This is a genomic window from Stenotrophomonas sp. 86428_Sma, assembly GCF_056481585.1.
In genome coordinates this window covers 1,800,925-1,812,872 of record NZ_CM151156.1, presented here as the reverse complement: position 1 = coordinate 1,812,872, position 11,948 = coordinate 1,800,925, and the positions used below count along the sequence as shown (strand labels likewise).

General features: G+C 65.4%; 8 protein-coding genes. 2 read left to right on the top strand and 6 right to left on the bottom strand.

Features of this window, described 5'->3' with window-relative positions:
- Window positions 1-9 precede the first annotated feature (9 nt).
- The 3 genes from ACZK3J_RS08335 to ACZK3J_RS08325 form a co-directional block, all read right to left on the bottom strand.
- Window positions 10-2,943, bottom strand: coding sequence for a TonB-dependent receptor (locus tag ACZK3J_RS08335; protein ID WP_478476756.1), 2,934 nt, complete (start codon window positions 2,941-2,943; stop codon window positions 10-12).
- 141 nt (window positions 2,944-3,084) lie between these two features.
- On the bottom strand, window positions 3,085-4,107 hold the full coding sequence (locus ACZK3J_RS08330; protein WP_478476754.1) for a FecR family protein: 1,023 nt from the start codon (window positions 4,105-4,107) through the stop codon (window positions 3,085-3,087).
- The gene (locus tag ACZK3J_RS08325) at window positions 4,104-4,619 is read right to left on the bottom strand and encodes an RNA polymerase sigma factor (RefSeq protein ID WP_049400446.1); all 516 of its coding nucleotides are present in this window, start codon (window positions 4,617-4,619) and stop codon (window positions 4,104-4,106) included. Before ACZK3J_RS08325 ends, ACZK3J_RS08330 begins: the two co-directional genes overlap by 4 nt.
- A gap of 138 nt (window positions 4,620-4,757) precedes the next feature.
- Here ACZK3J_RS08325 and ACZK3J_RS08320 point away from each other — a divergent pair, with 138 nt between their 5' ends.
- Together ACZK3J_RS08320 and aceE are read left to right on the top strand one after the other, a co-directional pair.
- Window positions 4,758-5,057, top strand: a complete 300-nt coding sequence (locus ACZK3J_RS08320; protein WP_032128423.1) for a hypothetical protein — start codon at window positions 4,758-4,760, stop codon at window positions 5,055-5,057.
- 244 nt (window positions 5,058-5,301) lie between these two features.
- Window positions 5,302-7,974 carry a pyruvate dehydrogenase (acetyl-transferring), homodimeric type gene (gene aceE / locus ACZK3J_RS08315; protein ID WP_478476752.1) on the top strand — a complete coding sequence of 891 codons (2,673 nt, stop codon included), beginning with the start codon at window positions 5,302-5,304 and terminating at the stop codon, window positions 7,972-7,974.
- Window positions 7,975-8,025: 51 nt separating this feature from the next.
- On the opposite strand, the gene ACZK3J_RS08310 is transcribed toward aceE, so the two are convergent.
- From ACZK3J_RS08310 to ACZK3J_RS08300, 3 genes are all read right to left on the bottom strand, one after another.
- Entirely contained in the window at window positions 8,026-8,508 is a 483-nt protein-coding gene (locus tag ACZK3J_RS08310) for a LuxR family transcriptional regulator (RefSeq protein ID WP_164080814.1), read from the bottom strand.
- Between the two features lie 122 nt (window positions 8,509-8,630).
- Complete coding sequence (gene fauA / locus ACZK3J_RS08305) at window positions 8,631-10,802, bottom strand: TonB-dependent alcaligin siderophore receptor FauA (RefSeq protein WP_478476750.1); 2,172 nt, start codon at window positions 10,800-10,802, stop codon at window positions 8,631-8,633.
- Window positions 10,803-10,913: 111 nt separating this feature from the next.
- Window positions 10,914-11,852: a helix-turn-helix transcriptional regulator gene (locus ACZK3J_RS08300; protein ID WP_049400437.1), complete on the bottom strand. Its 939-nt coding sequence runs from the start codon at window positions 11,850-11,852 to the stop codon at window positions 10,914-10,916.
- Window positions 11,853-11,948 lie beyond the last annotated feature (96 nt).

Sequence of the window (11,948 nt, the reverse complement as noted above, 5' to 3'; positions counted from 1 at the left end):
GCTGCGCCCTCAGTTGTAGATGATGTGGAAATAGAAGAAGCGGCCGTAGTCGTCGATCTCGGTACGGAAGCGCCCGTTCGGGCCGGTGCTGTAGGTCGGCTGCGTGTTGAACAGGTTCTTGGCCTCGTACTTCAGCGTCACGTGCCTGCTGACCTTGTGGCTGAAGCCCATGTTGAAGGTCATGTACGGGTCGTAGTACGAATCCAGCCACTGGGTATCGCCAAAGTCGACCAGCATCCGGCTGCGGTAGGTACCGGACAGGCGCAGCTGTGCGCTCTTCCACGGCATGCGCCAGATCACCGACCCATTGAGCGACCAGTCCGGCTGGTACAGCAGGCGGTCCAGGCGGCGTTCGGTGCCATCACTGATGCGGTAGTTGGTCTGGCCTTCCAGCCGCGTGGCGTTGAAGTACATGTCGAAGCGCTGGCGGCCCCACTGCAGGTTGCGGTTGGCCACCGCGAACTCGACGCCGCGCAGCTTGGACTCATCGGTGTTCATCGGCTGGGTGACCCGGTAGCGCGTGTCACCCACGTTCTCGAAGGTGGTCAGGGTGTAGATGTCGTCCTTGATCACCTTGTCGAACAGCGCAATCGAGACCAGGCCGTTATTGCCATTGAAGTACAGGTCCCACGCCAGGTCGATGTTGGTGGAACGGCGCGGCTGCAGGTTGGCGTTGCCCTGCTTGATGGTGCAGAAGCCCCTGCCCTCCTCGTCATCACCACAGCTGGTGCTGGTGGCCTGGGCGATGTTGCTGGGTGTCGGCCGGCCCAGCGTTCGGCTGGCGGAGAAGCGCAGGCGCTGGTCCTCGCTCAACTTGAACGTCGCATTCAATGAAGGCAGCAGGTTGTTGTAGCCACCGCTCGTATTGCGGAAGGCAGAGGTATACGTAGTGCCGCCATCATCGCTGAATGGGCTGTAGGCATCGAAGCGGGTGTGGTCGTAGCGCAGGCCGCCGATCAGCAGCAGTCGGTCCCAGGCGTAGTGTGCGGACACGTAGGCATTGGTGATGTCCTCCACGTACTTGTAGTCGCTGGTGAAGTTGGCATTTGGATACGCCGCATTGTTGTTGCCCAGTTTCGGCAGCAGTTCCTCGTTCCACTTGCGGTTGTCGATCAGCGGGAAGCCCGGCACGCTGCCCAGCAGCGTCGAACCCGGATACAGGTAATCGTTGAGCGTGGCACTGCTCTTGAAGTAGTCGAAGTCGATGTCCTGCCAGATCTTCAGATGGCGGTATTCGGCGCCGGCGGCCAGGCCGAAGCCACGCGCATCGGCGCCGACGTTGTAGCTGAAGTCGGCACGCAGGTTGTCGATGCTCTCCTTGGCGTCGCGCGGCGAGACATAGGCCTGCGCCGGGTTCAGCTTGAACGCCGAGCTGGTCAGCAGGCTGGAGTCGGAAACCGCCACTGCGTTCGGGAAGCCGTGGCTGTCGTTCTCGTAGTCGACGAACAGATTGCTTGGGTAGGCGCGCACACCCCAGTAGACCTGGTTGTTGTGGAAGGTCTCTTCGGTGTGGCCACCGCGCAGGGTCAGCCGCGAGCGATCACCGATATCCCAGTTGAAGCTGGCGATGGCGCCCCGGTTGCTGCGGTCCCAGCGGTCGTGGCGGTTCTTGATGTAGATGCTGTTGATCTGGGTGGTGCCACTGTCTTCGGTCTGGTTGCGGATCGGAAACTTGGCGTTGCCGTACAGATCGGTCTTGTTCATCGTCGAGTTCTCGTAGAACCGGTACGAGTACAGCAGCAACGATGCGTAGAAAGGATCGTCCGATGGCTTCCATTCCAGCTTGGCCGAGCCACCGAAGTTGGTGATGAAGTTGGTGTAGGTGCCGGTGCTGAAATTGCCCGGCGCACGCAGCCCGTTCCAGCCCTTGGCCTCGTCCGGCCCCGTGGTACCGTCGGTGAGGTACTTGCCGGCGTCGTTGTAGTAGTAGTTCGACTCCACCCAGCGCTTGACGCTGTTGCGCGAACGCTGCTCATAGCGCGCTACCGCAACAAGGCCGAATTCCTGGTCGGCACCGAACTGGTTGGAGAACACCATCTTGGCGCTCTTGCCGAAATGCCCCAGGGTCTCGTGGTTGCCACCGGCACTGCGCTCGACATTGGTCTCCGCCGTGGAATAGATGCCGGCCACATCGGCGAACACGTACTTGCCGGACCGGTCGAAGGCACTGCGGCTGATGATGTCGATCACGCCGCCGATCGCATCCGGCGCCTGCTCCGCGCTGAAGCTCTTGTAGATGTCGGTGCGGGTGCCGATGTCGCTGGGAATCAGCTGCAGGTTGTTCATGCGCTCACCCGAGCCACTGCCACCCACGCTGGCAATCGCGATGCCATCGATGGTGGTGTAGTTGAGGTTGGCCTGCACGCCCCGCACCGTCACGTAACGGGGCTCACCGGCATCCTCCACGGCACTCAGGCCCGGCGCGGCCATCAGGCTCTCGGCCAGGGTCTCGTCGCCGTAGCTGTCCATCTCGTCGTAGACCACCGAATCCTTGATCACCGGCGAGGTCTTCTTCTGGTCGATCACCTCATGCGCAGCAATCACCTTCACCGTGCCCAGGGTCGGCGCCACCACCGCTTCGGCCTCGCGCGGCTTCGGCGCGGCCGGCTTCGGTTCGTTGTGTGCCGGCGCAGGATCAATGGCGATGACGTTGCCATCCACCACGGTGTAGCCCAGGCCGGTCCCTGCCAGCACCGCGTCCAGCGCCTGCTTGACGGTGGCACCGCGCGGCACCGCCCCGGCCATGTGCACGTCACCACTGCCCGAATACAGGAACTGCACGCCGGAACTGCGCGACAACTGCTCCAGCGCGCGCGCCAGCGGCTGCGCTGCGATCGGCGCCGAAACGCGGGCCTCGAGGCCATCGGCAGTGGCCGCAGCCGCCAGCGGCACGCTGCAGGGAGACAGGGCGAGGATGATCGACAGGTAAAGCGTGTTGCGCATCACGGGTCCTTGGAAGAGAGAAAGCAGCAGGTGCCGCTGCGTGACTCGGCAGCGGCTTCTCCCAAGTAAGAGCCCGCATCCACCGAAGTGGAGAACGCGGATTTGATGAATTTTTTCTGACAACCCACGGCCATGTCGACCTCAGCGACTGCCAACCCGCACGGTGTCGCCTTCTCGCCGCACCACGAAGCGCGGATCGCGCTCGAGGAAGGCCTGCAGCGCACCGATGCGATGCGCGTCCAGGCTGCCGGACAACCGTGCCGACGCCGCACCTTCATCCAGCACCCGCACCTGCACCTGGTTGTGGCGGTTGAAGGCGGCGGCCACCTCATCCAGCCGCTCGTCCAGGAAAGAGACCTTGCGTTGCTGCCAGTCCAGCAGCATCGACAACGGCACATCCAACGACTCGACCGCATGGCTGCGCGCGTCGACCTGCACCACCTGGCCTTTGCCCAGTTGTGCAAGACGCCGCGCATCCGCACCGTGGCTCCACACTTCCACCTCGCCGGAAACCACACCGATGCGGGTGCCCTGCAGCCGTCGCGATACGTCGAACACCGTGCCGATATCGCGGATCTGCAATCCGTTCACCCGCACCTCGAACGGCCGTCGGTCCTGGGCGATGTCGAACGTGGCCTCGCCCTGCAGCAGCTCCACCCTGCGGCTGAACCCGCCCATGCGCACCCGCAGGCGGCTGTCCGCGTTGAGCCGCACCTGGGTCTGGTCGGGCAGCACCAGGTCGCGAATTTCTCCATGTCCGGCGCTGTACAGCTGCTCGGTAGGCATCAGCTGCGGAACCAGGCCCACGCCGAGCAGGGCGATACAGGCTGCGGCAGCCGCCACCCACCAACGCGTGCGACGGCTGTGCGGCGCACTGCGCAGCGGGGCCTGTGCGTGTCCGAACAGCGGCACGACCTTGGCAGCGGCCTGCTGTGGCGGCACCGAGGCCTCTTCAGCCAATGCCGATTGCAGCGCCTCACCAACCTGCCGGTGCAGTGCGAGCGCGTGCATATAGGCGCGCACATGCTCCGGCGAGCGCTTCATCCAGTCCAGAAACGCAACCCGCTCGGCTTCGCCCAGCACGCCCTCGCGATTGCGCTGGAACCAGTCCATGGCCTCGCTGGCGATCACGTCGTCGGCCGCACCCGATGGATTCCGTTTCATGTGAGCTCCCTGGCGCCCAGCGCCTTCCTGCAGGCGTCCAGCCCCTTGCCGATATGCTTGCGCACCATGTGCACCGAGACCTGCAGCTGCTGGCTGATTGCCGGGCAGTCCAGCCCGTCGCGATAATGCAGCTCCATCACCCGCCGCGTGGTCGCCGGCAGCCGTGCGATGGTGGTGCGGATATCGTTCCAGCGCTGCGCGCGCTCGAATTCGCCTTCGATGTCTTCTTCGCTCTTCAGCACTTCGGCCAGGAGGTCGACGTCCTCCAGCGGCGGCAGCGACGAACGCGCGCGCGCGTGCTCCCGTGCAAGATTGGCGGCCACGGTGAACAGGTAGGCTTCCGGGTTCTCGACCGCGTCGGCATGCTCACCGGTGCTGCGCAGCAGCCGCAGGTAAACCTCCTGCGCCAGATCCTCGGCATCTTCGCTGGCAGAACCCCGGCGCAGGAAGAAGCCGCGCAGCAGCCGCCGCCGCAGCGCATAGCTCTTCTCCCAGATCCTCACGCTGTTCACGGCCGGCCAACCACCCCAAGGCTGGAAAGCCCCGCAGGGTGACGGCCATCGATGACAGTGGCGTTTCAACTGCCGGCAGGCAGCCGCTAGAATGCCGCCTCTGCAGTTTCCGGCAGCCGGCACAAGGAGTGCCCCGCAATGAACGCCCGCACCGCCATCAACACCCTCAGCAGCCTGCTGTTCCTGCTGCTGGTCGCACACACCACCGCCTACCAGCAGCAGATGTGGCCGCCCAGCCGTGTCGTCCACGTGCATCCGGTGGTCGTCGCCCTCGCCTACGCGCTGGGCCTGCTCACCCTGCTGCTGTGGATCGGAGGACGCCGCTTGCCGGAACGCTGCCAGCAGCTCTCAGGCTGGCTGCCGATCGTGGCCTGGTGCCTGCTGGGGGTTGGTGTGGCGGTCATCCCGATGTTCTTCCCGGGCCTGTCCCCGGCCTGATCAGCGGCCGCACCCGGCGCGCCCGCCCATGATACGGCGCGCCGTGCCAACCCTTGCTTGCCAGAGACCCAAGCCCTGCCCGCCTATCGAAGCCGGGGGGCCAGGCCTACGCTTGTCTTCTCGGCGGCCGCCACGGTCGCCCTTCGCGTCACGGCCCCGCCGTTGCGACCCCGCTCCAGTGCTGTGCGCCCTGCCGGTGTTGTCGCCCAGGCAGAAGTCCGACCGGCGCCCTCTGGAGACAGTCATGAACCAAGCGCTCATTCCCTTCGATACCGATCCGCTGGAAACCCGCGAGTGGCGTGAATCACTGGAAGCGGTGATGCAGACCGGTGGCCGGCCGCGCGCGCACTACCTGATCGACCAGCTCAGCGAGCTGGATGCACAGCAGCACGGCGACCTGCATACCCGTGCCTGGACCGCCTACGTCAACACCATCCCGCCCGAGCGCCAGCCGGCCTACCCGGGTGATCTGGCCATCGAGCGCCGCCTGAACGCGATGATCCGCTGGAACGCGATGGTGATGGTGCTGCGTGCCGGCAAGCATTCCAACGTCGGTGGCCACATCGCCACCTACCAGTCGGCGGCAGTACTGTACGACGTGGGCTTCGATCATTTCTTCCGTGGCCGTACCGAGACCTTCGACGGCGACATGATCTACATCCAGGGCCACTCCGCGCCGGGCATCTATGGCCGCGCGTACGTGGAAGGCCGCATCGATCCGGCGCGCATGGACAACTTCCGCCGTGAAGCCGGGCGCGAAGGCCTGTCCTCGTATCCACACCCGCGATTGATGCCGGAGTTCTGGCAGTTCCCCACCGTGTCGATGGGGCTGGGCCCGCTGACCGCCGCCTACCAGGCGCGCTACATGCGTTACCTGGAATACCGCGGCCTGAAAGAACACCAGGGCCGCAAAGTCTGGGCCTTCCTCGGCGACGGCGAGATGGACCAGCCCGAATCGCTGGCGGCAATTTCCCTGGCCGGTCGCGAGCGGCTGGACAACATCGTGTTCGTGGTCAACTGCAACCTGCAGCGCCTGGACGGTCCGGTGCGCGGCAACGCCAAGGTCATCCAGGAACTGGAAGGCACCTTCCGCGCGGCCGGCTGGAACGTGATCAAGCTGATCTGGGGCAGCGGCTGGGACGACCTGCTCGCCCGCGACCACAGCGGCCTGCTGCGCCAGCGCATGATGGAATGCGTGGACGGCGACTACCAGACCTTCAAGTCGCAGAACGGTGCCTACGTGCGCGAGCATTTCTTCGGCCGCTACCCCGAGCTGCTGGAGCTGGTCGCGCACATGAGCGACGACGACATCTGGGCGCTGGCACGTGGTGGCCATGATCCGCAGAAGGTGTACGCCGCCTACCAGCAGGCAGTGAACACCAGCGGCCGGCCCACCGTGATCCTGGCCAAGACGGTCAAGGGTTTCGGCATGGGTGAAGCCGGTGAAGGCCAGAACATCAACCACCAGCTGAAGAAAATGAGCGCCGACGCGGTGCGCGCCTTCCGTGACCGCTTCAACCTGCCGGTCAGCGACGAACAGCTGGAAGAGATGCCCTATCTGCGCCCGGAACCGGGCAGCGCCGAAGCCATCTACTTCGCCGAGCGCCGCCGCATCCAGGGCGGGCAACTACCCGCGCGCCTGGCCAAGGTCGATCCGCTGCCGCTGCCGCCGCTGTCGATCTTCAACACCCAGCTGCAGGGCAGCGGCGATCGCGGACAGTCCACCACCATGGGCTTCGTGCGCATTCTCACCAGCCTGCTGAAGGACCCGGAACTGGGCAAGCTGGTCATTCCGATCGTGCCCGATGAATCGCGCACCTTCGGCATGGAAGGCCTGTTCCGCCAGATCGGCATCCACTCCTACCTGGGCCAGCTGTATACCCCGCAGGATGCCGGCCAGCTGAGCTACTACAAGGAAGCCAAGGACGGCCAGATCCTGCAGGAAGGCATCAACGAATCCGGCGCGATCTGCTCGTGGATCGCCGCCGGCACCGCCTACAGCAACCACGGCCTGGCGACGATCCCGTTCTACATCTTCTACTCGATGTTCGGCCTGCAACGCGTCGGCGACCTGGCCTGGGCCGCCGCCGATGCGCGCACCCGCGGCTTCCTGCTCGGCGCCACCTCCGGCCGTACCACGCTGATGGGCGAAGGCCTGCAGCACGATGACGGCCACAGCCACGTGCTGTCGTCGGTGATCCCGAGCTGCGTGTCCTACGACCCGACCTACAACTACGAGCTCGCGGTGATCATCCACGACGGCCTGCGCCGCATGTACGTCGAGCAGGAAGACATCTACTACTACATCACCGTACTCAACGAGAACTATCCGCAGCCGGCGCTGCCCGAGGGCGCCGAGGCCGGCATCCTGAAGGGCCTGTACCTGCTGCACCCGACGGCCGCCGACAGCGACTCGCAGCCACGCGTGCAGCTGATGGGCAGCGGTTCGATCCTGCGCGAAGTGGAAGCCGCGGCAGAACTGCTGCAGCAGGACTTCGGCATCGCCAGCGATGTGTGGAGCGCGACCAGCCTGACCGAACTGCGCCGCGATGGCCTGGCCGCCGAGCGCTGGAACCTGCTGCATCCGGCCGAGGAGCCCCGCGTGCCCTACCTGCAGCAGTGCCTGCAGGGCCATGAAGGCCCGGTGGTGGTGGCCACCGACTACATGAAGATCGTCGGCGACCAGATCCGTCCCTTCATCAACGACCGCCGCTTCACCGCGCTCGGCACCGATGGCTTCGGGCGCTCCGACACGCGTGAGTCGCTGCGCACGTTCTTCGAAGTGGATCGCCACTTCATCGTGCTGGCCGCCCTGAAGTCGCTGGCCGACGAAGGCCGCATCGAGCGCGCGCGGATGCAGGACGCCATCGACAAGTACGGCATCGACACCGGCAAGCGCGACCCGGCCGCGGTGTAAGGCTGCAGCATTCACCACGCCCGTTCTGCGGGCGTGGTGCCGGTGGCAACGCTAAGGCATCCGCTTGAACAGATTGGTCTGCAGGATCGGCGTACCATCGTGGCTGTAGAACGCCTTGGTCTCGGTCATCGTCGAGCGGTCAGCCGCCACGGTATAGATACGGGTGGAGGCCGGCGTGCCGTGGTCCACCAGCTGCATCACCAGGGTGTTCGGCGCCGGCAGTTTCAGGTTGGCCTTGTCCGCGCCATAGGTGCCGGACAGGGCGCCCGGCGTACCATCCAGCGCCAGCGTGCCGTCGGATTTCATGGTCTTGCCATCGTGCAGGACGATGTCCACATGTGAACTCCAACGCCCCGCACCGGCGTCCTTGAACTCCAGCACCACCTGCTTCGGGCGCTGCGCCTCGGGCAGCGCCGAGGTGGCGATATCCAGCGACCAGCGCCCCAACAGCGGTGAAGGAGACGCCTCCACTGCCAGCGCCGGAACGGCAGGAAGTGAAAGCGCAGACAACAACACAGCGGACAACAGCTTCATACGTTGCTCCGTTCCCGTGAAGAGGACGCTGCGTGAAGCACTGTGGGGCGCAGCATCCGGATGCTGCACAGCATCGGCGCCCCGCACAAGGCAGGGCGCTGAACGGAGGGCAACGCCGTGCCTTAATAGCCAACCTTCACAGTGAACATCACGTTTCGCGGCGCGCCGTACCAGCCCTGGTTGTAGAAGCCGATCTGCGAGTAGTAGTGGCGGTCAAACAGGTTGTTGATGTTGACCGCCGCCGACACATTGGAACTGAACTGATAGCGCGCCATCAGGTTCACCAGCGCGTAGCTGGGCTGCTCCACCGGCACACGGCGATTCCCTGGCGCGGTGGCGGTCTGGTACATGCGGTTCTGCCAGTCCACGCCACCGCCGATCGTCAGCCGGTCCCAGGCACCCGGCAGGCGCCAGGTGGTGAACAGCTTGAACAGGCTGCGCGGCTTGGCGGTATTGATCGCCCGGCCCTGCGCGTCCTGCGCGATGAAGGTGGTGAAGCTGGTGCCAAGGCTCCAGCCCGGCAGCGGCTCGCCGGCCAGTTCCAGTTCCAGGCCGTCCACCGTTGCGCCCTTCACCGCACGATAGGCCGCTTGTGTGCTGCCTTCGACCAGCCCGCCGGTGGCTTCGGCCAGGTTGTTCTGCTGGGTGCGGAACAGCGCCGCCGACGCATTCAAACGCTCCTGCAGCCAGCTGCCCTTGAGACCCAGCTCGTAACTGCGGCCGCTGACCGGATCGAGGATCTGCCCGGATTCGTTGCGGTTGTTCTGCGGCTTGAAGATGCCGGTGTAGCTGGCGTACACGCTGCTGTAGCCGTTGAAATCCCAGACCACGCCGGCATACGGTACGAACTCGTTGCGGTAGCGGTACTTCCGCTTGGTGCCAAAGTAGACCTGGTCGGTCTCCCAGTTGCTCATGCGGCCACCGACGATCACGTGCAGCGGATCGGCCAGCGACAGCCGCGCCACCGCGTAGGCACCGCTCTGATGGTTGTCCAGGTCATCGGCCTGGGTCTTGCTGCTGGCCCACGTCGGCTCCGGCGTGCCCGGCCCGTGCCAGTCCAGATAGCTGGCCAACGGCGGCAGCGGCGCCAGTGCGCGGTACTGCCCCAGCGCGATTTCATCGCGTGAGCGCGACCAGCCGATGGACGCAGTGTGCTGGCGGCCGAACAGCTGGAACGGACCGGTCAGGCTGGCGCTGATCGCTTCGCGGCGCACCGGACCGTCGTAGCGGGTGAAGCTGTTGCCATTGGGCATGGCACCAGTGACCGGGTCAGGATAGCCACCGCGATAGAGATGCTTCATCTCCATGTCGGTATGCGATCGGCTGTAGGAGACGCGCGCCTGCCAGTCGTTGCTGAAACGATGGTTGAAATCGAAGAAGCCGTTGCGGGTATCGGTGCTCATCCGTGCCCACGGCGCGGTGGCTGATACCGAGCGGTCGAAGCGGGTACGCGTGCCATCGGCGTTGAACAGCGCGAAGCCGCTGCCGAAGCCGCGGTTGTCGTTGCTCTGGTAGGAGATGCCGGCGATCAACCCGGTGTCCTCGCCCAAGTCCACGCTGACCACGCCGTAGAGCGTCTTCGCCGTACTGTCCAGGCCAGCGGTGTAGCTGTCGCCCTCTGCCTGCGCGGCCACCAGGCGACCACGCACACGCCCTTCCCGGCTCAGCGGGCTGGACACATCCACCCAGGCGCGCCGTGCGTCCCAGCTGCCGAGGCTGATACCACCACTGGCAGCGAACTCGCGCAGCGGGCGCTTGCGCACGTAGTTCACTGCCGCAGAGGGATTGCCGGCGCCGGTCATCAGGCCGTTGGCGCCGCGCACGATCTCGATGCGGTCATACACCACCATGTCCAGGTTGTTCTCGCCGAAATTCCACGGCGACAGCACCGGCATCACCACGCCATCGAACTGGTAGTTGTCGATGTCGAAGCCGCGTGCGGAGAACGAGTAGCGGTTGGCGTCGCTGCGCGTGACCGAGATGCCAGGTGCGGTCGCCAAGGCATCGGCGGTGCTGAGCAGGCCACGGTCCTCGATCTGCTGGCGGGTGACCACGCTGACTGATTGCGGGGTCTGCCGCGAGGTCAGCGACAGGCCGGTCGCCGTGCCCATGGAATCAGTGGTGTAGGAGCGCGAGCTTTCGGTGCTGCCATCGAGGTCGGCCGTGACCTGCACGGTTGGAAGCTGGGAAGGCGTTACGGACGGAGTGCGTTCGGCGGCGTGGGCAGCGTTGAACAGCGCCAGGGTCGTGCCGATGGCGCTAGCCAGGGCACACGGGCGGAAACAGGCAGGCATGGGAGATCCAGCGGGAAGGAAAGGCTGGATGAGAATTATTGTCATTTGAGCGTGAGCGCACGTATGCGCGGACGCAGCAGGCGTATGCGCACTGCCGACGATGGTCCGGACTCAGCGAAGCTCGCTGGGCGCGATGCCGTAGCGCGCGCGGAATGCGGTCGCGAAATTGGTGGCGTGCCGGTAGCCGACGAAATGCGCGGCCTGCTGCACGCTGCAGCCCTGCCGCAGCTGCTCGCAGGCCAACTGCAGGCGCCGCTCGCGCAGCCAGGCGAACACCGAACACCGGTGCACCTGCTGGAACTTCAGCCGCAGGCTGCTCGGGCTCATGCAGGCCAGGCGCGCCAGATCCTCCAGGCTGTGGTCAGCCGCAGGTGATGCCTGCAGGCAGTCGATCACCCGTTGCAGCATGCGGCGATCACGTGCTGAAACACGCTGGTCCGGCGATGCCTCCTGGGCAGGCGCACCCAACGCCATCGCCAGCATCTGCAGGCCCACACCCTCGCACAGCAGCGCATGCATTGCGCCCTGCCAGGTCCCCGACAGCAACTGTTCGGCGGCATGTTCAAGATGCGCGGGTACCTGCCAGCTGTGCAGCCGCCGGCGACCATGGCGATGAGCCTGCAACAGCAGTTCGCTGATCACCGGATCATCCATCTCGGCCGGTGCATCCAGCGAGACATTCAGACTGCGCATCCGTTGACCGGCCGGATGAATCGCAGTCATCGGCGTGGCATCGGCCAACACCATCGCGCCGGCGCCGCGGTTCATGCCGATCACAGCCTGCCCTTCCAGGCGTGCTCCGGCACGACCTTCCAGCATCACGATCGCAGCGAACGGCGGGGGTACCTCCGAAGTCGCCTCGAACGGCTGATGCGCGACCACGTCCGACAGCGCCAGGCTGATGCCAGGGCGCAAGCAGCGCTGTTCCACCCTGCCCTCGACCACGCACAGCGCGCCCGAATCGGCAGCGGACGCGAGTGCTGGCAGCCGATAGCGGAAACCACTGCTGCGGCCCAAGCGGTCCAGGTCGGCGAGGGTGAGGCTGTGCATGGTGCGCCCGTGAAGAATCACCCGCCATTCTCATATGAGAACCGTTCTCATATCCAGCCCTGGCGGCAAGGCCCAATCCGCCCTTGTCGATACAAA

Excerpts from the sequence above, each read along its gene's own strand:
- ACZK3J_RS08335 (WP_478476756.1), bottom strand. The coding sequence starts at position 2,943 with ATGCGCAACACGCTTTACCTGTCGATCATCCTCGCCCTGTCTCCCTGC.
- ACZK3J_RS08330 (WP_478476754.1), bottom strand. The coding sequence starts at position 4,107 with ATGAAACGGAATCCATCGGGTGCGGCCGACGACGTGATCGCCAGCGAG.
- ACZK3J_RS08320 (WP_032128423.1), top strand. The coding sequence starts at position 4,758 with ATGAACGCCCGCACCGCCATCAACACCCTCAGCAGCCTGCTGTTCCTG.
- aceE (WP_478476752.1), top strand. The coding sequence starts at position 5,302 with ATGAACCAAGCGCTCATTCCCTTCGATACCGATCCGCTGGAAACCCGC.
- ACZK3J_RS08310 (WP_164080814.1), bottom strand. The coding sequence starts at position 8,508 with ATGAAGCTGTTGTCCGCTGTGTTGTTGTCTGCGCTTTCACTTCCTGCC.
- fauA (WP_478476750.1), bottom strand. The coding sequence starts at position 10,802 with ATGCCTGCCTGTTTCCGCCCGTGTGCCCTGGCTAGCGCCATCGGCACG.
- ACZK3J_RS08300 (WP_049400437.1), bottom strand. The coding sequence starts at position 11,852 with ATGCACAGCCTCACCCTCGCCGACCTGGACCGCTTGGGCCGCAGCAGT.